This is a genomic window from Bacillus sp. EB106-07-01-XG149, from assembly GCF_058791555.1.
In genome coordinates this window covers 26,025-50,056 of the sequence record NZ_JBYTDP010000004.1, presented here as the reverse complement: position 1 = coordinate 50,056, position 24,032 = coordinate 26,025, and the positions used below count along the sequence as shown (strand labels likewise).

The following is a 24,032-nucleotide window of genomic DNA, read 5'->3' as shown; positions in this document are numbered from 1 at the left end:
AGTTGACCGTATATGGCTAACAATTCATTTATCTCTTTAATATAAAGAATATAAACAATTATTATCTCTTCACATATAAAAAATTCCTTAGCAGTAGAAGTGAGAGTGGTTCAGTATTCTTCTAAAAATAATAACTTATAAACCTAAAACAATGAAAGCCCTACCTCTCTTTCATCCTTACGGCTCCTCGTCCGTGCCAGTGTGAATCAGGATTGCAAAAATCAAGTAACTATTCTATCGAAGTGTTTAATTAAACTTCGAATATTCGTAAAGAATTTAAAAAATAAAAATGGATTTGATTGTAGTAATAACAAAAGAGGTTAATGCTCTAAAAGTGGTTTGAAAGAATTGAATGTCTTTGAAATGATTAATTCTCTATAATTATGTTCCCAAAAAATTCAAAACCTTTTTTGGGATCTAATACATTATTTGTAATGAATCTTAACAAAAGCTTTTTATTTGACTTTCCGTGATACCTTCAATTAATCCCAGTTCACTAATCAAAAATTCGTGTGCGTTATCTAACATTTTCTTTTCGCTTGCATTAAGTGCTTTTTCTTTCTGCATACGTAATAAATCACGTACAACTTCAGCACCTTCTTGTATTTTACCCGTCTTTATTTTATCAGTGTTCAATTTATACCTTTGTTTCCACGTAAGTAATCTATCAGATTCTCCATGTTGAAAAATATCCAATATGTGTGCTATTGCCGTTATATCCGTGACTGGTCGTATATTTGAGCTCAATATTCTCCCTGCCGGAATCATTACTTCCATATTACTACCCGACATTTTTATAACATAATATTGTTGTTTTTCTCCTGTGATTTCCTTCTCTTCTATGGCTTTAATTATACCTGCTCCCTGCATTGGATAAACAATGTTATCGCCAATTTGAAACAAATAATCCACCTCCATATATGGTAACCTTCTCAATCTTAACACACAATCAATTTTTTAGCAAAATTTTTATTTTATCATAAAATTATTTTTAATGTCAATCCTTTCGAACTAAGAAAATAATTTCGTAAAATATCATTAAAAACCCGCAATCTTATTAACTTTTCCACACATATATACATTCTAATTTCACCTTCTCTTTTTACATAAAAACACATTACTACATATAAGTAGTAATGTGTTTTTCATACTGAATCGTTAAACATTCCCTATTAATTTCACGCCTATATACTAACCTGCTTACGGACTGTCTCTCTCGCTAAAAGAAAACTCATAATCACTTGCGCAGCTACTCGACTCGTCATATCTCTGAAATCAAGGGTTGGATCAATTTCTACTATATCCATCCCTTGAACGTGCGGTTCTTTACCAAGAAATTCAATCGCATCAAGTAAAGTCGTACTATCCATACCGCCAGGACCAATTGCTGGACAACCTGGTGCAAATGCTTGATCTAGTACATCCATATCAAGAGAAATGTAAATAGAAGTCACGCCTTGATTTCTTAATACTTCAATACTTTCTGTGATGATATCTTTGATTTGTCGCTCTCGTACATCTTTCATTGTATACACTGTCACGCCATGTTTTTTTGCATATTCATGGTACGCTCGTGCATTTGAAAAATTACGAATTCCGATTTGAACGAGTTGTTTTCCTTTAATGACATCATTTTCTAGCAAACTACGGAACGGTGTACCATTTGATGGGCCACCATCATCTAAATTACGTAAATCATGATGGGCATCAAATTGAATAACACCGACCTTCCCTTTACTATTTGCAAACCCTGTTATACTTGGAAAACTAATCGAATGGTCACCACCAAGAACGATTGGTATCATGTTCGGATTTACTTTCGTTACATGACCAACTGTTTTCGCAATGCGCTTATGACTTTCTTTTATATCAGTCACATGCATCGTAATATCGCCGCAATCATATAAGACACTTTCTTTCATATCATGTTCTTCTGTAATTGCGTACGTGCTATATGCATCTAACATTGCACGAATTGTTTTTGGCGCAAAACTTGCTCCTGAATGACTAATAGATGGTTTAGAAAGGGGTGCTCCAATTAAGGCAGCACCGAATATTTCCAAGCCTTCCTCCCAATCTTTAATCATCTCACTCCATTTCGTCACTTCACGATCGATAAACTTTGCATTTTTCTTTAAATAGTGGCCGTGCTCCACGATTGTTCACCTCTTGTATATGCGATATTACCATTCTTCCATACTGTATTTACATGACTCACGCCGTAATGATACGGTACGTAAGCATAATTGTAAGCATCCCATAAAACTAAATCTGCCTTACGACCAACTCTAATCTTTCCAGCTACATCACCTCGATTAATTGCGTAAGAAGAATTAACTGTTACGGCATTCCAAACTTCTTCTGGTGTCATTTTCAGCTTGAGCATTGCAATGCTCATAATAAGCTGAATGTTCTCAGTTGGACAACTACCTGGGTTAAAGTCTGTAGCCAAAGCAACTGCAACACCTTCATCGATCATTTTACGTCCACGAGCAAAGCTTTCTTTATTTAAATAGAAAGTTGTTCCTGGTAATAAAGTAGCTACTGTATTAGAGTTTGCAAGCATTTCAATTCCTTTATCAGAAGCGCCCACTAAATGGTCCGCTGATGCTGCACCAATTTCAGCCGCTGCTTCTGCACCACCAAGAGGGTCAATTTCATCTGCATGAATTTTCACATCAAAGCCAAGCTCTTTCGCTTTTAATAAAAACTCTTTTGATTCTTCGACAGAGAACACACCTGTTTCGCAGAAAATATCAACGAATTCAGCTAATTGCTTCTCTTTCATTTCTGGTAGTAGGTCTAACATCCATTGTAAAAATTCTTTCGATCTACCTTTATACTCTTTCGGAACTGCATGAGCACCTAAAAATGTGGAAACTAAATCGATTGGATGCTCTTTTTGTAATTGTGCAGTTGCCTCTAATTGTTTCCATTCCGTCTCATCATCTAATCCATAACCACTCTTCGCTTCTACAGTTGTAACTCCGAAAGATAACATACGGTCTAAATGGAATTTCGCTTTTTGAACAAGTTCTTCTCTCGACGCCTGTTTCGTTGCATTTACAGTTGAAAGAATACCTCCGCCTTGTTCTAAAATTTCTAAGTACGGAACTCCTTGTAATTTTAGTGCGATTTCATTTTCACGAGATCCACCAAATACAAGGTGAGTATGCGGATCAACAAGACCAGGAGAAACCATTTTCCCTCCGCAATCAATAACTTCTTTCGCTTGTAATCCTTTCGCTTCTTCCGCTGTTCCAACGAAAGTAATTACGCCATTTTCAATTCCAACCGCACCGTTTTCGATAACAGGAAGCGTGTTCATCGCTTCCCGTCTTAACAAGCCATCTTCTTGATCCATTGTTAGTAATTGACCGATATTTATTAGTAAAGTGTCCAGCATGTTTTCTCCTCCTTATTTCATCATCGGAATGTTAACGCCTTTTTCTTTCGCAGTTTCCACAGCTAAGTCATATCCTGCATCAACGTGACGAACAACACCCATACCAGGATCAGAAGTTAATACGCGCTCAATACGTTTTGCTGCTGCTTCTGTTCCATCTGCAACGATAACCATTCCAGCATGAAGTGAATAACCCATACCAACGCCACCGCCGTGGTGAACAGACACCCAGCTCGCACCGTTTACACTGTTAATTAATGCATTTAAAATTGGCCAATCGGCTACTGCATCACTACCGTCTTTCATCGCTTCTGTTTCACGGTTTGGAGATGCTACTGATCCGCAATCTAAATGATCACGACCGATAACGATTGGCGCTGATAATTCACCATTTGCCACCATTTCATTAATAATGCGACCAAATTTCGCGCGCTCACCGTAACCTAACCAACAAATACGAGATGGAAGACCTTGGAACTCAACTTGCTGACGAGCCATACGAATCCAGTTACATAAATGCTCATTATCCGCAAACTCACGTAATATTACTTCGTCTGTTTTATAAATATCTTCTGGATCACCAGAAAGTGCTACCCAGCGGAATGGTCCTTTACCTTCGCAGAATAATGGACGGATAAATGCTGGAACGAATCCTGGGAAATCGAATGCATTTTTCAAACCTTCATCGAAAGCAACTTGGCGAATGTTATTTCCGTAATCAAATGTAATTGCGCCTTTTTCTTGCATAGCAAGCATTGCTTCTACATGTTTTGTCATACTTTCTTTTGATAATTGTACGTAACGTTCTGGATCTTCTTCACGAAGTTTCGCTGCTTCTTCTAATGTGTAACCTACTGGAATATAACCGTTTAATGGATCATGAGCAGATGTTTGATCCGTAACTAAATCTGGCGTAATATTGCGCTTCACTAGTTCTGGTAAAATCTCTGCCGCATTTCCTAATAAACCAATTGAAATTGGTTCTTTCTTCTCTTTATACTCGTTCGCAACCGTTAATGCTTCTTCTAATGATTCTGTATACATATCACAGTATCTCTTTTCAATACGACGATCGATGCTGCGCTTATCAACATCAATAGCAATGACAACACCGCCGTTCATCGTTACAGCAAGAGGTTGTGCACCACCCATACCACCTAAGCCAGCAGTAAGTGTTAATGTACCTTTTAATGAACCATCGAAATGTTGACGTGCCGCTTCGCCAAACGTTTCATATGTTCCTTGTAAAATACCTTGTGTTCCAATGTAAATCCAGCTACCTGCTGTCATTTGTCCGTACATCATAAGACCTTTTTTCTCTAGTTCACGGAAGTGATCCCAGTTCGCCCATTTTGGTACTAAGTTTGAGTTCGCTAAAAGAACGCGAGGTGCATCTTCATGCGATTTAAAGATTGCAACTGGTTTTCCTGATTGAACAAGTAATGTTTCATCGCTTTCTAACGTTTTTAATGAATCTACAATCGCATGGTAGCTTTCCCAGTTACGAGCTGCACGGCCAATTCCGCCATATACAACTAATTCTTCTGGTTTTTCAGCAACTTCAGGATCTAAATTGTTCATTAACATACGAAGTGCAGCTTCTTGAACCCACCCTTTCGTTTGTAATTCAGTACCTCTTGGCGCGCGAATTGTTTGTTTAACTTTTTCCATTTCAATCTCTCCCTTTTCTCATTTTATAGTGCTGCGTTTACATCTAATCTTTCTTTTATCGAATAATTCGTTTTTAACCAGTGCGTAATATTTTCAATATCCGTTGAGAATATGCGATCATTTGTAATAGAAGGTACTTGTTGACGGCCTTGATGGTAGAAGCTCTTCGTCACTGTACTCATGTTTTCAATACCGCGATATTCTGCTGCTTGCATCGCACAAATCATCTCAATTGAAAGAACACGTCTTACATTTTGAATAATTTGATGTGCATGGCGTGAAGCGATTGTTCCCATACTTACGTGATCTTCTTGGTTAGCTGATGACGGGATTGAATCAACACTCGCTGGATGTGCTAACGTTTTATTTTCAGAAACAAGTGACGCTGCAGCGTATTGCATAATCATTGCACCAGACTGAAGTCCTGGTTCTGGACTTAAAAATGGAGGTAAATCATTTAATTGCGGATTTACTAAACGCTCAATACGACGCTCTGAAATATTTGCAAGTTCCGCCATTCCTACTTTTAAGAAGTCCATCGCAAACGCAATCGGTTGACCATGGAAATTACCACCCGAAATTACTTTTTCCCCACCATCAAAGATTAGTGGATTGTCCGTTGCTGCATTCATTTCAATTTCTAATTTTTCTTTCACATAATTTAAAACTTGCCAAGAAGCACCGTGTACTTGCGGGATACAACGAAGTGAATATGCATCCTGTACTCGTAGTTCTCCTTGTTTTGTTGTTAATTTACTATCATGAAGGATGTTACGAATTCTGCTCGCTACTTCCACTTGCTCTTTATAACCACGCGCTTTATGAACATTTTCATCAAATGCATCAATAATGCCTTGTAATCCTTCAATTGTCATCGAAGCAATGAATTCAGCTTGATACGCCATTGCTTCTGCTTCTATATAAGAAAGAACTCCTTGCGCTGTCATCGCCTGCGTACCATTAATTAATGCAAGCCCTTCTTTCGCTTCAAGTTCAATCGGTTCAAGACCTTCTTCTGTAAGAGCAACCATCGCATGAACGCGTTTCCCCTTATAGAACACTTCACCTTCGCCTAATAATACAAGCGCAAGATGAGATAAAGGTGCTAAATCGCCACTCGCACCAAGTGACCCTTGTTGCGGAACGACTGGGTGAATTTTACGATTTACAAACTCAAGAAGCATATTTACAACAAGTGGTCTAACACCAGATACTCCTTTTAGCATCGTGTTCGCTCGTAAAATTAACATACCTCGTGATACTTCTTCAGGGAATGGATCACCTATACCGCATGCATGTGACTGAATTAAATTGTGTTGAAGTGCCTTTACATCATCTTTTTGAATAAGCACATCACTGAACTTTCCAAATCCAGTTGTAATACCGTAAACGACTTTTCCGTCCTCTACAATTTTCTCAACAACTTCGCGGCACTCCGCCACCTTTTGCATACTATTTGGACAAGCTGTTACACCTTCCCCTTCAAGTAACAACCTCTTCATTTCTTCAATTGTCAATGTGTGTCCTGTTAACGTAATCATTCTTTTTCCTCCTTAAAAAGGCAAAAGGGGACCTTATCTTTTTAAGACAGACTTCTGTCCTAAAAAAGTAAGGCCCCCTTCTAACTAATAGACTATGGGCAAATCATATGTGATTAATTCCTAAACCAATCGCCTCATGCTCAGATCCTTTTACAGGTGCACCAATCGTTCCATATAATGCAACAGCAACCCATTCGCCTTCTTTTTTTCCGTCGTATGGTCTACCGCGCACAATCGCAAAGCGAAGTCCTACTGTACGAAGAACGTCTGCTAACTGAATTTGACCTCTCGTCACTCCGTACAAAGCTTCCATAATTGCATGATAAAGTGCATGTGTTTCTCTGTAAACATCTGTTTCAATAACTTGGGTGCTCTTAGCCGCTGTTTCCATTGCTGCTACAACTTTTTGCGAATTCATCGAACCCACTTTCCCCGTACAATACTTCCAACCTTTTGGAATAGATAATACAGGGCTTTCATTCTCATCCGCAAGTGCCAACAACATGGCCATACGACCAATTCGATGTGTTCCTTGAAGAAGCATGTGACTCTCTCATTTCTTTTAATTATTTGAATATTTCTTAATTTAAGAATATATGAAAACGGTTAAATCGTCAATAGTTTAAACTCACATTCGAACAATTTTTTCATCCCCTCCATTTGTGTACACAAATTATTTACACGAATTTTTCAGGCGTGCTATAGTCTCACTAACAGATACAAAGGGGCGATATTTCAATGACGAAGCGAAAAGATATTCATTTTCGAATTGAAGAAAAATTACTTGAAAGGTTTGAATCTGCACTCCATTACGAAGGTTTAAAGAAAACCGACGTATTAACACACGCGATTCAGCAATTTTGCACGAAGGTGGAATGTGAAAAAATGAATGATGTAAAACGCCAATATAACGTAAGCAACCATTTACAGACACGTATCGATACGCATAAACATTACGAAGAAAAACAAGTAAATTTAGATGAACTCGTCATGGAACATTTACAACTTCAAGGAGAAGAAAAAATATTAGAGGTTGGGTGTGCTAATGGAAATTTTCTTTCCCTTTTACAAACTAACGGTCATAAAGGCCAACTAACCGGTTTTGATCAATCGAAAACGATGCTTTCTGAAGCTGCAATAAAGAATAGCATAATTGAATGGAGACTAGGTGATGCTGGTAAACTTCCTTTTGAAGCTAATCGCTATGACTGGGTCATCGCAAGACATATGTTATATCACATGAAAGATGTCGAAAAAACAGTTCAAGGATTCCATAAAGTAATTCGTCCCGGAGGCTCACTTTTAGCTACAACAAATTCTGACGTTACATTACCTCGTATAGTTGAAATGTGTAACCGCATGTTAGACGCATTTGATTTACCGAAAACAACATCTTCAGTCACTCCATTTTGTTTAGAAAATGGTAAAGAAATATTACAATCTGTTTTTCCAACTGTTGAAGAAGCAGTTATTCATAATGCTCTCGTTTTTCATCATGCTACTCCGATTGTAAACTATATTTCTAGCATGTTTCCATCGCTAAATATACCTGATAATACATATCTTCACGCCGAAATGAAGGAATGGCTAAAAAAAGAAGTAGAAAATGAATTGTCACTTCATAACGGTATATGGCGCGACCCGAAAACGTTAGCCATTTATCGATGTCAAAAAGAAAAAAGCTAGCAAATGCTAGCTTTTACACATTCTCATGTAAAAGTTTCTCCATCATCATATTGCCCTTACCACCGTAAAAATTTATATTATGTTCGTTCGCTACTCCAAAATAAGAGGCAACTGCTATTCCGAATGGTACAAATGCATGCCCCTGTGCTGTAATAATATTTGAGTGTCGCACAACTTCTTCATACACAAAATTTTCTACTGGAAAACAATCTAACTTTTGATAATCTATAGTCGCTGTATAAGAAATCCCTTTAAATAAACCTGCTCTTGCTAACGCATACGGTCCAGCACAAATCGCAGCTACTAATTTTTCTTTTTCAGAAAATTGGCGAATGACTGAAAAGAGAATATCTGCGTCTTTCATATGTACTGCGTCTCCCCCTGGAATGATAATCCCCTCATATTCATCTACACGCACTTCACTTAATTCTATATGCGGTTGTACTTGCAAGCCTGTTTCACTTATAATCAACTCTTTTGTTAAGCCCGCAGTAATGATTTCATATTTCTTTTTCAGCAATGCTGTTGCTACTGTTATTTCAAACTCCGCAAATGTTGGGTATACGAATAATAATATTTTTTTCATAGTCCTTTCTCCTTTAACCAGCCCATAAAATATGCTTCTAACTCATCCACTGTTAATGTATTCGTGTCCACATAAGTTACAGGAAATTGTTTATACCATTCTTTTTCAGTTTCTACTAATTTAAATTGTTCTTCGAATGTACTTCGATTTCTTGCCCCGTCATTATTTTTTCTATCATATAAATTTTCTTTCGAAACATCTAAATAAAAAATTGCATCCGAACAGCATTCTCTTAATTTATACAATTCATCTTTTAATTCTGTTTCTATATCCCACTCTTTCCCTATCACTTTCGGATAAAAGAGTGTATAAAATTCAATATCTTCTGGTCCGCGATCAAAAATCACGACTGAATCTTTCACATTTTGAAACTCCTTTATTTTTACTTCCATAAACATTTTTTGATTTATTATAAATCCTTCTTTTGAATTCATATCCAAATTTAATTGTTTTCGCTTTTCTACAATTGGATATGGATTTTCATATATAACTGAAAGCCCACATCTCTCTAACCTTTTAGCCAATGTTGTTTTTCCACCTGCCATCGGTCCTTGGAGTGAAATTACATATGCCATTCCTCTCATTCCCTTGCATTTTATTATATCTATAATATACAGAATTTTAAAAACTATCAACGGAATATATATCATCTTGTTTCTTATTCTTATCTAACTTATAATAAAAATAGAGATTATGACGGACGCATCAATAATGTAAGCTTGGAAATCCAAGCTTACATTATTTTTTGCTTTCCCTTTTCTAATAAAAAGAGTATACTAGTTTAGAACGTATGTTCTTAATGATTACATACAGTAAGGAGATAGAACAATGGTATACGATACAAAAGCAATTTCTTGGAATGAGTCTTTAAAACAACTTCAACGCCGCTATACAAACAAACAAGTTGATCGAAAAGAATTTGAAGATATTGAACTGATGGAATTCTTCCGCGATAACGACTACATTTCTTTACCTACACATATAAGCGGCCTATCAACAGCACGTTTTACTTCTTACTCTATTTTCACAACTGAAGATAAAGATCGTAAAGTTGGCACATTAATCATTGAATATGTAGAAGATGATAATAATAATTTATGTGTTGAACAACTATACTTTGTTTAAATGATAACGCTTGGTCAAAATGACCAAGCGTTCTTGCTTTCTATGAATATCACTGTTTATAATATGAATAAAAGAAAACCGCAATCATTAAGGGGGGATAAGCTTGCTCGAAGGATGGTTCAGTTGGTTCATAGTGCTATGGACTGTTATTTTATTAGGACTTATGTCTATCGGTGGATACTTTATGTTCAGAAAATTCCTAAAACGATTACCTAAAGAAGATGGTATGTCCATTTTAGATTGGGAAGAGCACTATATTAATAAAACTAGACATTTATGGGATGAAGAACAAAAACAATTGTTAGAAGAGCTCGTAAGTCCTGTTCCAGAACTATTTCGCGATGTTGCTAAATCAAAAATTGCTGGCAAAATCGGAGAACTGGCATTACAAGAAAAAGCCTCTCAAATTACACAAGATTTAATTATTAAAGGATATATTATTGCTACACCGAAACGTGATCATAAATTTTTAGTAAAAAAACTACAAGAAAAAGAGATTGATTATTCTAACTATAAATCTTTACTCGCAAAGTAACTTCACATTATTTTCAATAAAAAGGACAGCGCCTTTGACGCTGTCCTTTTTATTTTATACATATAACGTTTTCAAGTTAATTTCATATCTTTTTCATTATAAAAACCATCTTCTTTTTCCATTTCCTTCTGTAATTTCGTAAAGGAACGGTACATGGCAATTCTCCATGACACAATCATCGCGAATGCAAGTAAGAAGAACATGCCACTAAGTTGTCCTAAATCAAGAGATTGACTTAAGTATGTTTTAAATACAATCCGCACGACAAGTAATCCAATTAATATAAAAACAAATGCTTTTGAACGCTTCAAATAAATCTCTTGTCCTCTAATTTCAAATTTAGATGTTTTAATAAGAAAAATAGAGAAAAACAAACCGACGCCAATTGCTTCTAACATTTCTGCTGGAGTTAATCGAAATTCAGGAAAAACAAACATCAACGCTCCCGTGCTCATAAAAAATGGTGGAAGTATAATTTTTTTCAATGTTGCCGGTTTCTTAGCTGCTTTTAAACGAATAAACATCGCACCAACAGCCATACAAACAGCAACGATACTGGATAAAACAACTATGTTCATATTTTCTCATCCTTTTTTGTGGCTATATGCAAAATATACTTTCATTATATGCTTTTCCGTTAGTATTTCCAACATTTTCACAGAATAATACTAAAAACCGGTAAAACCACCAAATAAACTTGAGAAATATACGATAATTTTCGTCATCCAGTTAAAATATAGGAAGATACCCATGACAATCATAACGTATCCCCCGATTTTCATGAATTTCATACTATTTCTTTTAATCCAAGACATTTTCGTAATAAAGAATGATAGCACGAAAAATGGGATAGCAAACCCAAGTATGTATGCTATCATATAAATCATTGCTGATTCTGGATTTGTTGCTGCTAATCCAATGACAGACACTAAAATAGGTCCAGTACAAGGCGTCCACCCTGCAGCAAAGGCCAATCCAATTAGAACGGATCCAAAATAGCCACTCGGACGATTTTTAAACGTAAATTTACGGTCTTGCATTAAAAACTTCGGCTTAAATACACCGACAATAATAAGACCGAACACGATGATAAATATACCACCTAACTGTCTAATTAAATCTTTATAATTTGTAAAGATGCCTCCAATAAAACTTGTACCAAACCCAATTGCAATAAATATAATTGAAAATCCAAGTAAGAAAAACGCTGTATGTATCATACTTCTTTTACGAAGCATTGCATTTTCTTCTTTCAACTCAGAAACCGACATACCTGTTATGTACGATAAAAATGCCGGATAAAGCGGTAAGCAACATGGGGAAATAAATGATAAAAATCCAGCGCCAAACGCTAAAAAAATACTAATATCTTGCATGATTCCACTCCTCTCCTTACATATTGTAGCAAAAACACATAAAAATACTATGAACAATTCGTGAACTCACTTTAACCACGTGATAATAAGAAAAACTACCCTTACAAACAGTTTCTAATAAAACGTTTTTATTTCCTTCTATTATATAGAACAATCTCAATTGGACTACGAAACTTCTCTAATTGTTATTAACATAACAAAGGTAACATAGTTTCTCAAATGATTAGCACACTATAATGGACTACCCTTCTATCTCCCTAAAAAATATTTTTTTCAAATGCTGTCTTTATACAATACGAAGCTGATTTTACAATACTTTTATTATTACTAATTTCAAGATTATGCATAAATATCATACTTTTATTATTATTCTATAAAATGTCATACTTTTCTTTTATTTGACCCTTCATTTTTAATTTTGTATACTTCCCTCTAGTTATATATGTCCGTTAGGAACAATTTCATATAGATGGGAGGAATTTTTCATGCTTCGTTATTCTCTTTTAGTTTTATTAGGAGCGTGTAGTTATGGGATTTTAGCTATTTTCGTTAAACTTGCCTATGCAGACGGATTTTCACTTGGAGAGGTAATTGGCAGCCAATATTTGTTCGGTTGGATTATTTTGCTTGCTATTACTCTTCTATTTTCTAGACATCGTGTTCCATTAAAACAAGCGTTAATTTTATTCGTTGCAGGTACATCTGCAAGTTTTACTGGAATTTTTTATTATGCTTCATTAAAAACTGTACCAGCATCTATTGCAATTATACTTTTATTCCAATTCGTTTGGGTTGGAATTATTATTGAAGCAGTCGTAACAAAAACATTACCTTCAAGAGAAAAGGTTATTTCCGTTATTTTCTTACTTGCAGGTACATTTTTATCAAGTGGTTTACTAGAGAAATCAGCAGGTGATTTCGATATGACTGGAATCATACTAGGTTTATTATCTGCTGTTACATTCGCAACATACATTTTCGTGAGCGGAAAAGTTGCTGTTGAAGTACCTTCATTACCGCGCGGTGTTCTCTTAATGACTGGCGCTTTAACTTTAGTAATGATCGTATTCCCGCCAACATTTATTTTTAGCGGTGCAATTTCTGAAGGACTTTGGAAATACGGTTTAGGATTAGGAACATTTAGTATCGTTATTCCTTCTATCGCCTTTACAATCGGTATTCCAAAGATCGGTTCTGGCTTAGCGACTATTCTTGGTGCAGCAGAACTACCAGTTACAACAATTATGTCTGTATTCGTTTTAAAAGAAGCGGTGCTATCTTCACAATGGATCGGTGTATCACTTATTTTAATCGGTATTGCAATCCCGCAAATTGCCTATGCAATGCGTGGACGTTATCGTAAACATCATACACACAAAAAATTGGCAGCATAAAACGAGAGAGGATTTTCATTTGAGAATCCTCTCTTTTCTTATTGTATACTTAATGTAAATACTTTATTTAAGAAAGAAGGCATTATACGTGGCAGCAAATCTAGAGCAATTAACTGAGATGCTAATTTCTATTCGTCGAAATTTACATGAGCATCCAGAATTATCATACGAAGAATTTGAAACGACGAAGACTATAAAAAATTGGTTAGAAGAGAAAAACATTACGATTATAAATTCTAGTTTAGAAACAGGCGTTATTGCTGAAATTTCAGGGAATAATAGCGGACCAATTATAGCAATCCGTGCTGATATTGATGCCCTTCCTATTCAAGAAGAAACAAATTTACCGTACGCTTCAAAAATTCCCGGTAAAATGCATGCTTGTGGGCATGATTTTCATACAGCTGCTATTATAGGTGCCGCTTATTTATTAAAAGAAAAAGAATCTTCTCTTAGCGGAACTGTACGCTTTATATTCCAACCAGCTGAAGAAAGTAGCAATGGTGCTTGCAAAGTAATTGAAGCCGGGCATTTACATGGCGTGCAAGCTATTTTCGGTATGCATAATAAACCTGATTTACCAGTAGGTACAATCGGTATTAAAGATGGTCCACTGATGGCCGGGGTCGATCGATTTGAAATTGAAATTCACGGAGTTGGTACACATGCAGCTGTACCAGATGCTGGGGTAGACCCTATTGTCGCGTCCTCTCAAATCGTGATGGCACTCCAAACAATTGTAAGCCGAAATATAAGCTCTTCACATAATGTCGTCGTCAGTGTCACAAACATCCATTCAGGAAATACGTGGAACGTAATTCCTGAAAAAGCAACGCTGGAAGGAACTGTACGTACATTCCAAACTGAAACACGTGAAAAGATTCCAGCTCTCATGAAACGTATTATTCAAGGGGTTTCTGATGCATTAGGTGTAAAAACAGAATTTCGTTTTTATGCAGGTCCTCCTGCTGTTCAGAACGATACATCTTTAACAAACTTATCCTCTCAAGTTGCTGAAAAAATGAATTTAAATATCATCTCTCCTACCCCGTCGATGGCCGGAGAAGATTTTTCTTTTTATCAACAAGAAATACCTGGTTCATTCGTTTTTATGGGAACGAGTGGTACACATGAATGGCATCATCCAGCTTTTACAGTAGATGAGCAAGCATTACCTATAAGTGCAGAATACTTCGCTTTGTTAGCTGAAAAAGCACTTAAACAATTTGCATAAAAAAGAGCCGTTAAGAAATACTTAACGGCTCCTTTTTTTAAGTTAAATCGCGTTTTAAAAATACTGTATAGGAAATGCTTAAAAATACAAATAAATATAGTAATAACATACATGAAGCAAATGGGAATGTTACTCCATCAATAAAACTTCCATTCTTTGAAATACTGTATAAATCTGTGTTTGCTGGCAATAAATATTTCGCCCAATCATATCTAGTTGCTGCTAATAATGCAATATTTCCTGATAAAGCAAGAAATAGTGAAATACCAATCGCGCCTCCACTAGATCTTGTTAATACAGAAATCATAAATGCAAACGCTGCGTACACAATGGTCGGCAACCACGATAAAATATAATACTTACTAGCTTCCACAAAAATATTTTGTTTTATAATATTTCCATCTTGGAAAATAAGCTCGCTCCATGCAGGCTGTTGGAATTTATAAATAACAAGTCCACATAAAGTGGAGAAAATCATATTAAATATAAACAATAACGCTGCAAATATCACAATTGCTAAAAATTTAGCTGTCAAAATTTTAAATCGACTCGCTGGTCGTATCGTTAAAAATTTATATGTTCCCCAGCTATATTCATTCGCAAAAATTGTACTTGCATACACGAGGATAAATGGGAGCAATATTGGAAATACGATAAAACCTGTATCTCTCATGAAAGAAAGCGGAGAACTGCTTGCCGGTGCTGTATCTGTATCTAAATGCTTCATCTTAAGCTGATATTCCTTTACAAGCTCGTCCCCAGATCGTTCCGCTAAAATAGCTTCTTTTTTCATGCCTAGCTTTTTCTCAATTTCTACAGTTCGTTCTGTATAATCGGCTTTCCATCCTTTTGTTTCCGGTTCTAAATACTTTACCGTAACCCATCCTAATCCAATTATTAATACTGCAATAACTGCAAAGGGAATAATCGTTCGCTTTCGCTTAAATATTTTATACAGTTCGTTATACACTAAATTAAACAATATCTTTTCCCCCTGTTAATTCTAAAAATTGCTCTTCTAACGTTTTTCTTTCTTCATATACACGATACACTTGAATATTTTTCTCAAGCAATGTACGAATAACATTTGGGATTTCTTCATCTTTTACAGTAATAAGTAGATCATTACCTTTTATTAAAACATCTTGGTCTAACATTTCTGCTGCTTTATTCGCATCATCTACACGTATACGGATTGTCTCCATCTCTTCGCTTTGATTATGCTGAATATTTTGCGTCGCCACATATTCTCCGTGCTGAATAATGATAACTCTGTCACACATTAATTCAACTTCTGAAAGTAAGTGACTAGATACAAGTACCGCTTTTCCTTGTTCATGTGCAATTTTCTTTATGTACATTCTCATTTCATGTATTCCACTAGGGTCTAATCCATTCGTTGGTTCATCTAATATCAATACATCTGGATCGTGAATAAGCGCTTGAGCAATTCCTAAACGTTGTCTCATGCCGAGTGAATATGCTTTTACTTTACGGTCAATTACTTGTCCCATTCCTAACAATTTCACTACTTCATCGATACGTTCTTCTGTCACATTGCCATTCATCCGTCCAAAATATGTTAAATTTTCATAGCCGCTCAAAAATGGATAAAATTCCGGTGTCTCAATTACTGCTCCAATTTTCGAAGCCGTACTTTCAAATTGCTGTTTTACAGATTGGCCGTCAATCCAAACTTCTCCCTCTGTCATACGAATCATGCCGACCATCATTCTCATTAAAGTCGTTTTTCCAGCACCATTTGGTCCGAGCAAACCAACTACTTCACCCTTTTTAACTTCGAAACTAATATTTTCTACAAGTGTCTTTGAACCGATTCGCTTCGTTAACCGCTCAACCTTTACAATTGATTGTTCATTTGTCATACTATACAACCTTTCCTTCCCATTCTTTGTCAGGTCTTTACACTGTAACATGATTATTTTTATGTGTAAAATAGGAAAAGGCATGATTTCTCATGCCTTTCCCTTGAATTAAAATGAATTTTCATCTTGTAAACTTTGAACAAATCGAAAACATTGCATCATCGATAATAGGACGATAACGATCATAATTATACTAACAACTACTATTGCATATATTGTAATCGGTGCACTATTTATCCCTTGTATTCCTGCTATTTTCATAAAGATAATCGTAAATAATTTCAAAAATAACATCCCATTCACTAATCCAAAAACAAACGCTGCTCCATAAATAAATAATTGCTCCTGACATAATAAACATAGTACGTCATTTCTCTTCCTATTCTCTGCTACATAAGATTTAATTTCCTCTTTCCTCACTTGCAGAAGAGAAAACGTTATTTTATATGTAGTAAAAATACAAATAAAAATGAATACAATAAACAGCATGTAAAAGCTCATTTGAAATAAAAGTGTAGTCTCTAATTTCCCAATAGCTCCTTCATTAAATTGGAGCGATATCATAAAAAATAAAATCATAGTACTCATAGCAACCCACATGAATTGCTTCATCCTTTTGGCAGCAAATGTTCTTATATTTTTTCTCACTAACTGACATAAAGACATATATTCTTCCCCTACCTTACTTCATACCATACTCATTCTATACTACTAGTGTATAAAAATATGACATTTTAAACATCGCACTACAATCTGAATTTTTTCTAAGTCTTTAGTCCTAGAAAACAAAATGGTAAAAAAATCATATTCATAATATAATTGTAAAAAGGAGGGGGTTGCATGCGCATAAAATTGCTATTAATCTTTTCTTTATTATTTCTCACAAGTTGTAGCCCACTTAAAAACAATGCAGATGCCATTGTTGAGCCATATAAATTAACAAAAGAACAAACTTCTATTTTACAAATGACTCCTTTTCAAGAAGGAGACAGCATGTTTTATAACGTTACCCTAAAAAATGAAAAAGATGAAATACATGCTACAATTGATTATTATCAAAATGGTAAAAAAACAAACATAATTGCGAATATAGCTACCTCCCATTTTCAAAAAAAGAAAGTAAAGCTTTCTTTTTTACCACCTCAATCCCAACTCGATAAAGATGTACAAGTGCAAAAACATTGGTATGTTAATATTGAAGGTAGTTCCATGCTCGCTCCTGAAGAAGCACCTCCAATCGTAAATAGCTCTACCTCTACTACTCTTCAATCTGCAATAAACTTAACATACAATCAAAAGACGACTTTAGCGGCTATAATAAAAACGAATAAAGAAACCGTAAGAATTCCAATGCTTGAGGAAAAAACTGCTATTGACCAACTATTACAAGAAAACGAACATGTTTATCTCTTTAGTATAGAACTAAAAAAAGAACACTAAAGCGGAAATGCAATTATATTGCATTTCCGCTTTAGTGTTTAATGAGGTGTACTTTTTAACAAATTAATTAATCTCATCCTCAACTTCTATTCTTTTCTTCTCTCTTGCAATTTTCAAAAACTCTAAAAGTTCTGGATTAGTATTCATTTTTTTGTACGCTACTGACATTTCTGCAACAAAATTCGAATCACATAACTCTTTATATACGACTTCGGTTTTATACAATTTATTCGCCGATACAGGTATTACCGTAATTCCGATTCCTGCCGCTACAAGTCCCATAACTGTTTGATATTCCGTTGCTTCTTGTACAATGTGTGGACTAAATCCTACGTCGCGGCAAAGTGATAAAATTGTATCGTATAACGCTGGCCATACCGGTCTCGTAATAAATACGAACGGTTCGTCTCTTAAATCTTCAATATGTATTTCTTCCTTTTCAGCAAGTGGATGTGCCTTCGGTAAACATAACGTACAAGAAAGTTTTTGAATTGGTTCTAACTCTAGTAATTGCGTTGGAATTGGCGGACGCAAAAAGCCAATATCAATACGGTTATCATGAAGTGCATGCACCTGATCCGGTGTTGACAGTTCATGTAATGCAACAGACACTCTCGGAAATTTCTTTCTATACTCCCTTACGATAGATGGTAAAATATCATATATCGCCGCACCTACAAAACCAATTGAAAGTGAGCCCACTTCTCCCCTTTGGGCACTTTGTGCAACTTCTACTGCTTTATCAATTTGTTCGAACGCTTTTTTTACTTCTTTTAAAAACATTTCTCCAGCTTCTGTTAATTCAACTTTTCTCTTCGTTCTTGAAAATAACATAACTCCCATTTCTTTTTCTAATTGCTGAATTTGTTGACTAAGCGGTGGTTGTGTCATTTGTAAACGAGCAGCTGCTCGTCCAAAGTGTAACTCCTCTGCCACTACAACAAAATATTGCAAATGCCGTAATTCCATTTTGGACACCCTTTTCACTTTCAATTAATACATCTAATATATTAATAACATATAATTTATATATTAGACAAATTTTTCGAATGAACGTATAGTAGAAATTGTTAATTCTTTTTTACAATTTTTATGTAAAAAAAGAAAGAGGTGGGTACTGTATGAAATGGTGGAAATTAAGCGGACAAATTTTATTATTATTTTGTTTCGCTTGGACAGGTGAATGGATTGCAAAACAGGCACACCTCCCAGTTCCAGGAAGTATAATCGGTATTTTTTTATTGTTAATTTCATTAAAATTTAACCTAGTGAAAAAAGAATGGATACAGGACGGAGCAGACTTTTTATTAAAAGAACTTATTTTATTTTTCATTCCTTCTGCAGTCGCTGTCATACGCTACAAAGATACACTATCACAATATGGAATCGATCTCATTTTAATTATTATGATTAGTACACTTTGTGTCACTCTCGCTACAGGACTCCTAACAGAATTGCTACTAAAGCGGAAAGGATCCACACAATGATCGGCTTTCTTTGTTTACTATTAACACTATTCACATATTGGATATCGAAGAAAATGTATCAACGCTGGAATTGGAGCTTACTTTCTCCTCTTCTCGTCTGCCCTATTATTTTAATTGCTTTATTACTCGGACTAGACACACCTTATGAAACATATGAAACAGGTGGGCAATGGTTAACAGAATTATTAAAGCCTGCAACAGTCGCTTTTGCATGGCCAATCTATAAATACTTTGATTTACTCAAGAAACATGGAATAGCTATCTTACTTAATGTCATTGTCGGCTCGTTTTTATCAGTTATTACTTCAGCACTACTAGCAAATTATTTTCAAATTGATTCATCGTTAGAACATAGTTTAGCACCTCATATTGTAACGACACCAATTGCAATGGCCATTTCAGAAATGATCGGTGGTATGTCACAATTAACAGCTGTATTTGTTGTTTTAACTGCGTTAACAGGAGCATTGCTCGGACCTTCTCTCATACGTATATGCCGTATTAAAACAGCGCTCGCAAAAGGCATTATGTTAGGCACGAGCGCAAATGGAACCGGTACATCAAAAGCATTCGAAATCGGCCCTGTAGAAGGAACCATTGCAAGTTTATCTATGCTTTTAACAGCAGGAGCTAGTTTAGTTATCGTTCCGCTTTTCTTATCATGGATACATTAAAAAAGCGAGTGTTTAAACACTTGCTTTTTTTATTATATATTTATTTAAAATCTCATAATCCTCCGGGAAAGATAGCGTTAATTCCTTCACTTCATCTATCCTTTTCCAAGTAATTTCATGTATTAACTCATCAGGATCTTGGATTTTCATACTACCGCCTATTTTTTTAACGACATAATAATGAACGTATACAGGAACCCCGTATGTAATACCCTCTTTTTCGTATATTTTATTTACAACTTCCACATTGTAACCTGTTTCTTCCCAAACTTCTCGAATATAACATTCTTCTAGTGTCTCTCCCTTTTCAAGCCCTCCACTTGGAACAGACCACCTTTTTTCTTCACCCTTTTGCCCTTGCAACACCATTAAAACTTCATTTTTTTCATTTATACATACTGCTGCACAACCTATCCATCTTTCCATATACATCCCTCCCCTACTACTATTCGTCTTCTTCTTTATTTTCCCCTTGAAAAAAGAGGAAAAAAGGAAAACGATGACGAAAACTTACATCAACTTCATAGACAATCCCTTCTTAGAAATTAAAAATGGAAGGATGAAAATATGATTTCTAAATATGTTGTGGAATGTGTCTTTTGTGAAGAAAATCGAAAACCACGCCAAGCTATCGTAACAGTTCCCGCCACTACTCAGCTACTAGCCATTGAAAAAGTGCGTGCGGAATGTAAACGTCGTTTCGGAAAAGCTTTATTATTGCAAACAGAAATTAAAGAAGAAATAACTATTGAACAAAAAGAAAGCCGACCATAAATTGGTCAGCTTTCTTATCCGATCATATTTTCACATGAAGATTAGGGGCATCCTCTTTAAGGATCGGGATTTTCCCATTATGTACGTTCCATAATGGTCATCGAACAATATATTTCTATGCAATTAATTATTGAATAGAATAGGGCAAAACTTGTTCGCATTTTTAGAAAAGGGATAGGGATATAATTCAAGTATTACTTCAAATACTCGAACTTTACACTCATTATATTAAAGCAAATCCTTTTATATGGGAAATATGAATTACTTACATAATTCATTCGTAAAACATATTAGTTTGCTATATTATTTTTATTCCATCAATAACATACATCCAGCTACAACTGGTGTCATAATCATTGAAAACTTCAAAAGCATACGTGGTGCATAATTTGTAAACTTCGCTCCGATATACGCTCCTAACATCGTCCCAATTAATACTTGCAATAACAATATATAATCTAGATACCCTTCTGAACTATATCCTATCCCACCTCCAATCGCAATCGGCAATATAACAAGCATTGTTGTTCCTACAGATTGCTGGATTGTTAAACCTAATAGAACCATTAATCCAAGTTGAATAAATGGTGCAGAACCAATCCCGAATGAACCAGCCATCATTCCAGTGACTAATCCAAGACATATACATTTCATTATATTTTCTTTCGAAAAATCTTTAATTTCTGCTAAAAGTAGTTCTTCCCTATTTTGAAACTTAATTAATTTAACAAACATAAAAATTGCAGATAAAAATAACATCCCAGCTGTAAACCAATGAAGAAGATGCGGTGGTATAAGTGAACCAAGCTTTGCACCAATATAAGAACCAAGTGCTCCACATCCACCAACAATCCCGCCTATAGTAACCACAACATTTCCTTCACGATAATGACTTATAACCCCAGATAATGTCGTAAATGCCATAGCAGTTAAAGACGTTGCAAGCGCAACATGAATAGGAATGCGGAATACTAAAGTGAGTATTGCGATAATAAAACCAGCTCCCCCTGCTCCAACAAATCCTAATAAAACTCCCATTACTAACATCGTTATAATAATTGCCACAAACTTTCCCTCCAGTAAAGCAATTATCCATTATATTCTTCCTTGTATACAAATAAAAAGCATCCTAGATGGATGCTTTTTATTTCAATAATATGTACTTAATCTTGATTAATCAAAATAACTGCAGGACCAGCGACTACTACTCCAGCTACTTCTATCTTTTCAAATTCCTTTACTGTAATAGATATAACTCCTTCTCTTTCCATTAATTCTTTACTCAGGACATCAGTCGGGATTGCTTTCACCGTCTTACCTCCTTTTCATTTATACAATATGATACAGTGAAACTTTAATTAGGCTGCCCGTTTATGCACGATAAAAATAACCCAATGCATCTATATATATGCATCACCTCCGCTTTCATTCCTTATTCCCTTCAAAACCCTTCTCTCCCTTCCGTAACGTATTGAAAAATAAAAAAGAAGCTATAACATATAGCTTCTAAATTTATTTAATCTCTCTGCACCTTATATTTCAAAACTCTACCATCTTTGTCAAATTGTAAAACAAGATGTTCACTATCTATAGGGATAAAGCCACGTTCAGTTCCAAGATAGTACGAAGTGATAACCCCGTTTTCTCCATTTCTCGTTTCAGTAGGCGTTCCTAATAATTGTGTAATTTCTTCATTTGATTTTCCTGTTAATTTATATTTTTGTATTAGATCATCTACCATATGTACCCGTTTATCTTCAGCATGTAACCATCGATCTTGATTAAACTTTGAAGTGTATGTATTCATACTTAATTGTGCAGTACATACTATTAACGGAATAAGTGCTACTATTAACACTCCCGACATTTGCTTCTTTTCTTCATTACGATTTTTAGCAACATATAAGATCGACTTTTGAATCATAACTAATAAAACAAATGGCACGACTATTACAAAAACGCTCGTTACACTTAATGACATATGAGCCATACCAATAATAAACATAAAAGCAAGATACATTAGTATATACAAACAAATATAAACATACAAAATACCCCTTAATATAGTACTCAGAAAGCCCACCTCTTTTTAATTCATTATATAATTTATTCGATTAATGGTTTCTCGAAGTTTTTCTAACTCTTGCTCAGTATATATTATTTTCCCTGTTAAGATCTCATTTCTGAAGAACGTTACAATTTGCTCTCTATCTTTTAATCTCGGCGTTTTTTCTTCAGAAAGATCTAGCACTTCTTTCCCGCTCTCATTATAAAAATATACAATCGGTTTTACATTTTCCTTTACAATATCTACTTGTACTTCTTTCAAACAATTGTATAGAATATGCGATAGTTTCTTCGCTCTATATACTGGATTCCCTTCATTTTTCACTTGTATCGTTAATGAATCTTCACCTGTAATGTATGCAAACGTCTCTTCTTTCTCTTCCTCTTGTTGATACTTGCCAATTTCATCAATCATAAATGAATATATACTAGCATTGTCTTTCGTTAAGCCATGAATTAATTTCCCTGTCCATTCTTTCGTCTCAAGTACATACATACCCGTTTTACTTAAAACAAGATGATGAATTCGAAAATCATTTCCACCGTGCTGATTTCTAATAAAAACATTCGGCATAATATGAAATTCATTATCTTTTATTATGCCTTGATCTACGAAGCCTCGCTTCATATAATGTAATGTTTCGTGTGTATTCACTTCAGCTCCATTTTTCGTATACTCTCGCAAATTTGCAATTAATTGTTGAAACATATGTATTTCGTTACTATGCTTTTCTTGCACTTCAGTGCGTTCTTTACTATGTTGCACAGCTAATTGATTTTTCAACATACGCATATTTTCAAGTTCTCTAGCTGCACTTATTTGTAAATCATTGTATTTCTTCTGTTCCATATTTTTTAATGTATTTTGTTGTTCTTTATGCTCTGTAACTGTAGCTGCAATTTCATTTTCATACGTTTCAATTGCTTGTTTCTTTTCAAATTCTACTTGCTGACTCTCTGATTCTAGCTGCTTATTTTTATAGAACAGCACGAATGCTACAGCTAATAATAATAAAATCACACCTATTAGCAAATAATCCATATTTTTACTCCTTTATTTCATTTTCATTTATTTTTATAAACATCCATTATATTATACTATGCTTTCAATATACACTTTGTAAAAATTACATATTTTTAATGAAGAGAG

Annotated in this window: 29 protein-coding genes; 9 read left to right on the top strand and 20 right to left on the bottom strand. The window is 35.0% G+C overall.

The annotated features are described in order from the left end of the window. Positions 1-441 precede the first annotated feature (441 nt). The 6 genes from AC3WTA_RS17315 to hutP all read right to left on the bottom strand — a co-directional run bounded on the left by AC3WTA_RS17315 (position 442) and on the right by hutP (position 7,162). The gene (locus AC3WTA_RS17315; RefSeq protein ID WP_170771247.1) at positions 442-903 is read right to left on the bottom strand and encodes a CarD family transcriptional regulator; all 462 of its coding nucleotides are present in this window, start codon (positions 901-903) and stop codon (positions 442-444) included. 281 nt (positions 904-1,184) lie between these two features. After that, complete coding sequence (gene hutG, locus AC3WTA_RS17310) at positions 1,185-2,156, bottom strand: formimidoylglutamase (RefSeq protein ID WP_000399819.1); 972 nt, start codon at positions 2,154-2,156, stop codon at positions 1,185-1,187. Then, on the bottom strand, positions 2,135-3,406 hold the full coding sequence (gene hutI, locus AC3WTA_RS17305; RefSeq protein ID WP_000887534.1) for an imidazolonepropionase: 1,272 nt from the start codon (positions 3,404-3,406) through the stop codon (positions 2,135-2,137). Before hutI ends, hutG begins: the two co-directional genes overlap by 22 nt. A 12-nt stretch (positions 3,407-3,418) precedes the next feature. Further along, a complete protein-coding gene (gene hutU, locus AC3WTA_RS17300; RefSeq protein ID WP_000416701.1) occupies positions 3,419-5,077 on the bottom strand; it encodes a urocanate hydratase in 1,659 nt (552 codons plus the stop codon). Positions 5,078-5,100: 23 nt separating this feature from the next. Further along, entirely contained in the window at positions 5,101-6,618 is a 1,518-nt protein-coding gene (hutH, locus tag AC3WTA_RS17295) for a histidine ammonia-lyase (RefSeq protein ID WP_000631836.1), read from the bottom strand. A gap of 103 nt (positions 6,619-6,721) precedes the next feature. Beyond that, a complete protein-coding gene (hutP, locus tag AC3WTA_RS17290) occupies positions 6,722-7,162 on the bottom strand; it encodes a histidine utilization transcription antiterminator HutP (RefSeq protein WP_000926520.1) in 441 nt (146 codons plus the stop codon). Positions 7,163-7,356: 194 nt separating this feature from the next. On the opposite strand from hutP, the gene AC3WTA_RS17285 reads away from it, so the two are divergent. Further along, entirely contained in the window at positions 7,357-8,304 is a 948-nt protein-coding gene (locus AC3WTA_RS17285; protein ID WP_000166767.1) for a class I SAM-dependent methyltransferase, read from the top strand. 13 nt (positions 8,305-8,317) lie between these two features. Here the strand turns inward: AC3WTA_RS17285 and AC3WTA_RS17280 are convergent, their stop codons facing one another. Then, complete coding sequence (locus AC3WTA_RS17280; protein ID WP_000722192.1) at positions 8,318-8,890, bottom strand: DJ-1/PfpI family protein; 573 nt, start codon at positions 8,888-8,890, stop codon at positions 8,318-8,320. Then, entirely contained in the window at positions 8,887-9,474 is a 588-nt protein-coding gene (locus AC3WTA_RS17275) for an AAA family ATPase (protein WP_070169031.1), read from the bottom strand. Before AC3WTA_RS17275 ends, AC3WTA_RS17280 begins: the two co-directional genes overlap by 4 nt. 244 nt (positions 9,475-9,718) lie before the next feature. On the opposite strand from AC3WTA_RS17275, the gene AC3WTA_RS17270 reads away from it, so the two are divergent. Next, positions 9,719-10,015, top strand: coding sequence for a hypothetical protein (locus AC3WTA_RS17270; RefSeq protein ID WP_000262403.1), 297 nt, complete (start codon positions 9,719-9,721; stop codon positions 10,013-10,015). Positions 10,016-10,118: 103 nt separating this feature from the next. Continuing rightward, a complete protein-coding gene (locus AC3WTA_RS17265; RefSeq protein WP_000889390.1) occupies positions 10,119-10,550 on the top strand; it encodes a DUF2621 domain-containing protein in 432 nt (143 codons plus the stop codon). Between the two features lie 71 nt (positions 10,551-10,621). On the opposite strand, the gene AC3WTA_RS17260 is transcribed toward AC3WTA_RS17265, so the two are convergent. The 3 genes from AC3WTA_RS17260 to AC3WTA_RS17250 form a co-directional block, all read right to left on the bottom strand. Continuing rightward, positions 10,622-11,128: a CcdC family protein gene (locus AC3WTA_RS17260; RefSeq protein WP_001028637.1), complete on the bottom strand. Its 507-nt coding sequence runs from the start codon at positions 11,126-11,128 to the stop codon at positions 10,622-10,624. Between the two features lie 90 nt (positions 11,129-11,218). Beyond that, positions 11,219-11,926, bottom strand: a complete 708-nt coding sequence (gene ccdA / locus AC3WTA_RS17255) for a cytochrome c-type biogenesis protein CcdA (protein WP_001152684.1) — start codon at positions 11,924-11,926, stop codon at positions 11,219-11,221. Between the two features lie 16 nt (positions 11,927-11,942). Next, complete coding sequence (locus AC3WTA_RS17250; protein WP_098208976.1) at positions 11,943-12,086, bottom strand: peptidase T; 144 nt, start codon at positions 12,084-12,086, stop codon at positions 11,943-11,945. Between the two features lie 325 nt (positions 12,087-12,411). On the opposite strand from AC3WTA_RS17250, the gene AC3WTA_RS17245 reads away from it, so the two are divergent. After that, the gene (locus AC3WTA_RS17245; RefSeq protein WP_000947017.1) at positions 12,412-13,320 is read left to right on the top strand and encodes an EamA family transporter; all 909 of its coding nucleotides are present in this window, start codon (positions 12,412-12,414) and stop codon (positions 13,318-13,320) included. 88 nt (positions 13,321-13,408) lie between these two features. Next, entirely contained in the window at positions 13,409-14,554 is a 1,146-nt protein-coding gene (locus AC3WTA_RS17240) for a M20 peptidase aminoacylase family protein (protein ID WP_000729786.1), read from the top strand. Between the two features lie 37 nt (positions 14,555-14,591). Here AC3WTA_RS17240 and AC3WTA_RS17235 read toward each other — a convergent pair whose 3' ends face one another. The 3 genes from AC3WTA_RS17235 to AC3WTA_RS17225 form a co-directional block, all read right to left on the bottom strand. Further along, positions 14,592-15,536 (bottom strand): ABC transporter permease, encoded by a 945-nt coding sequence (locus AC3WTA_RS17235; RefSeq protein WP_000482782.1) that lies wholly within the window; start codon positions 15,534-15,536, stop codon positions 14,592-14,594. After that, the gene (locus tag AC3WTA_RS17230; RefSeq protein WP_000180644.1) at positions 15,529-16,440 is read right to left on the bottom strand and encodes an ABC transporter ATP-binding protein; all 912 of its coding nucleotides are present in this window, start codon (positions 16,438-16,440) and stop codon (positions 15,529-15,531) included. Before AC3WTA_RS17230 ends, AC3WTA_RS17235 begins: the two co-directional genes overlap by 8 nt. 108 nt (positions 16,441-16,548) lie before the next feature. Continuing rightward, positions 16,549-17,106 carry an FtsX-like permease family protein gene (locus AC3WTA_RS17225; RefSeq protein ID WP_000050588.1) on the bottom strand — a complete coding sequence of 186 codons (558 nt, stop codon included), beginning with the start codon at positions 17,104-17,106 and terminating at the stop codon, positions 16,549-16,551. A 174-nt stretch (positions 17,107-17,280) separates the two neighbouring features. Between AC3WTA_RS17225 and AC3WTA_RS17220 the strand changes: the two genes are divergently transcribed. Further along, on the top strand, positions 17,281-17,880 hold the full coding sequence (locus AC3WTA_RS17220) for a YgaN family protein (protein ID WP_001220595.1): 600 nt from the start codon (positions 17,281-17,283) through the stop codon (positions 17,878-17,880). A gap of 63 nt (positions 17,881-17,943) precedes the next feature. Here AC3WTA_RS17220 and alsR read toward each other — a convergent pair whose 3' ends face one another. Continuing rightward, the gene (alsR, locus tag AC3WTA_RS17215) at positions 17,944-18,849 is read right to left on the bottom strand and encodes an acetoin biosynthesis transcriptional regulator AlsR (RefSeq protein WP_000423222.1); all 906 of its coding nucleotides are present in this window, start codon (positions 18,847-18,849) and stop codon (positions 17,944-17,946) included. Positions 18,850-19,001: 152 nt separating this feature from the next. Between alsR and AC3WTA_RS17210 the strand changes: the two genes are divergently transcribed. Both AC3WTA_RS17210 and AC3WTA_RS17205 read left to right on the top strand, forming a co-directional pair. Next, entirely contained in the window at positions 19,002-19,367 is a 366-nt protein-coding gene (locus AC3WTA_RS17210; protein WP_000872362.1) for a CidA/LrgA family holin-like protein, read from the top strand. Next, entirely contained in the window at positions 19,364-20,041 is a 678-nt protein-coding gene (locus AC3WTA_RS17205) for an LrgB family protein (protein WP_000578956.1), read from the top strand. Before AC3WTA_RS17210 ends, AC3WTA_RS17205 begins: the two co-directional genes overlap by 4 nt. Positions 20,042-20,053: 12 nt before the next feature. Here AC3WTA_RS17205 and AC3WTA_RS17200 read toward each other — a convergent pair whose 3' ends face one another. Then, positions 20,054-20,467: an NUDIX hydrolase gene (locus AC3WTA_RS17200; protein WP_098828878.1), complete on the bottom strand. Its 414-nt coding sequence runs from the start codon at positions 20,465-20,467 to the stop codon at positions 20,054-20,056. A gap of 141 nt (positions 20,468-20,608) precedes the next feature. Between AC3WTA_RS17200 and AC3WTA_RS17195 the strand changes: the two genes are divergently transcribed. Beyond that, complete coding sequence (locus AC3WTA_RS17195; protein WP_000624204.1) at positions 20,609-20,815, top strand: DUF3903 domain-containing protein; 207 nt, start codon at positions 20,609-20,611, stop codon at positions 20,813-20,815. A 309-nt stretch (positions 20,816-21,124) separates the two neighbouring features. Here the strand turns inward: AC3WTA_RS17195 and AC3WTA_RS17190 are convergent, their stop codons facing one another. The 4 genes from AC3WTA_RS17190 to AC3WTA_RS17175 form a co-directional block, all read right to left on the bottom strand. Then, entirely contained in the window at positions 21,125-21,880 is a 756-nt protein-coding gene (locus AC3WTA_RS17190; RefSeq protein WP_000974680.1) for a sulfite exporter TauE/SafE family protein, read from the bottom strand. Positions 21,881-21,978: 98 nt separating this feature from the next. Further along, the gene (locus tag AC3WTA_RS17185; RefSeq protein WP_000644411.1) at positions 21,979-22,125 is read right to left on the bottom strand and encodes a BC1881 family protein; all 147 of its coding nucleotides are present in this window, start codon (positions 22,123-22,125) and stop codon (positions 21,979-21,981) included. A gap of 206 nt (positions 22,126-22,331) precedes the next feature. Next, positions 22,332-22,898 carry a hypothetical protein gene (locus tag AC3WTA_RS17180; RefSeq protein ID WP_098828877.1) on the bottom strand — a complete coding sequence of 189 codons (567 nt, stop codon included), beginning with the start codon at positions 22,896-22,898 and terminating at the stop codon, positions 22,332-22,334. A gap of 6 nt (positions 22,899-22,904) precedes the next feature. Beyond that, positions 22,905-23,924, bottom strand: a complete 1,020-nt coding sequence (locus AC3WTA_RS17175; RefSeq protein ID WP_000385078.1) for a nuclease-related domain-containing protein — start codon at positions 23,922-23,924, stop codon at positions 22,905-22,907. Positions 23,925-24,032 lie beyond the last annotated feature (108 nt).

What these genes read in the sequence shown, in the direction of transcription:
- hutI (WP_000887534.1), bottom strand. Translation starts at nt 3,406, where the DNA reads ATGCTGGACACTTTACTAATAAATATCGGTCAATTACTAACAATGGAT.
- hutU (WP_000416701.1), bottom strand. Translation starts at nt 5,077, where the DNA reads ATGGAAAAAGTTAAACAAACAATTCGCGCGCCAAGAGGTACTGAATTA.
- hutH (WP_000631836.1), bottom strand. Translation starts at nt 6,618, where the DNA reads ATGATTACGTTAACAGGACACACATTGACAATTGAAGAAATGAAGAGG.
- hutP (WP_000926520.1), bottom strand. Translation starts at nt 7,162, where the DNA reads ATGCTTCTTCAAGGAACACATCGAATTGGTCGTATGGCCATGTTGTTG.
- AC3WTA_RS17285 (WP_000166767.1), top strand. Translation starts at nt 7,357, where the DNA reads ATGACGAAGCGAAAAGATATTCATTTTCGAATTGAAGAAAAATTACTT.
- AC3WTA_RS17280 (WP_000722192.1), bottom strand. Translation starts at nt 8,890, where the DNA reads ATGAAAAAAATATTATTATTCGTATACCCAACATTTGCGGAGTTTGAA.
- AC3WTA_RS17275 (WP_070169031.1), bottom strand. Translation starts at nt 9,474, where the DNA reads ATGAGAGGAATGGCATATGTAATTTCACTCCAAGGACCGATGGCAGGT.
- AC3WTA_RS17270 (WP_000262403.1), top strand. Translation starts at nt 9,719, where the DNA reads ATGGTATACGATACAAAAGCAATTTCTTGGAATGAGTCTTTAAAACAA.
- AC3WTA_RS17260 (WP_001028637.1), bottom strand. Translation starts at nt 11,128, where the DNA reads ATGAACATAGTTGTTTTATCCAGTATCGTTGCTGTTTGTATGGCTGTT.
- ccdA (WP_001152684.1), bottom strand. Translation starts at nt 11,926, where the DNA reads ATGCAAGATATTAGTATTTTTTTAGCGTTTGGCGCTGGATTTTTATCA.
- AC3WTA_RS17245 (WP_000947017.1), top strand. Translation starts at nt 12,412, where the DNA reads ATGCTTCGTTATTCTCTTTTAGTTTTATTAGGAGCGTGTAGTTATGGG.
- AC3WTA_RS17230 (WP_000180644.1), bottom strand. Translation starts at nt 16,440, where the DNA reads ATGACAAATGAACAATCAATTGTAAAGGTTGAGCGGTTAACGAAGCGA.
- AC3WTA_RS17225 (WP_000050588.1), bottom strand. Translation starts at nt 17,106, where the DNA reads ATGTCTTTATGTCAGTTAGTGAGAAAAAATATAAGAACATTTGCTGCC.
- AC3WTA_RS17220 (WP_001220595.1), top strand. Translation starts at nt 17,281, where the DNA reads ATGCGCATAAAATTGCTATTAATCTTTTCTTTATTATTTCTCACAAGT.
- alsR (WP_000423222.1), bottom strand. Translation starts at nt 18,849, where the DNA reads ATGGAATTACGGCATTTGCAATATTTTGTTGTAGTGGCAGAGGAGTTA.
- AC3WTA_RS17210 (WP_000872362.1), top strand. Translation starts at nt 19,002, where the DNA reads ATGAAATGGTGGAAATTAAGCGGACAAATTTTATTATTATTTTGTTTC.
- AC3WTA_RS17205 (WP_000578956.1), top strand. Translation starts at nt 19,364, where the DNA reads ATGATCGGCTTTCTTTGTTTACTATTAACACTATTCACATATTGGATA.
- AC3WTA_RS17200 (WP_098828878.1), bottom strand. Translation starts at nt 20,467, where the DNA reads ATGGAAAGATGGATAGGTTGTGCAGCAGTATGTATAAATGAAAAAAAT.
- AC3WTA_RS17195 (WP_000624204.1), top strand. Translation starts at nt 20,609, where the DNA reads ATGATTTCTAAATATGTTGTGGAATGTGTCTTTTGTGAAGAAAATCGA.
- AC3WTA_RS17175 (WP_000385078.1), bottom strand. Translation starts at nt 23,924, where the DNA reads ATGGATTATTTGCTAATAGGTGTGATTTTATTATTATTAGCTGTAGCA.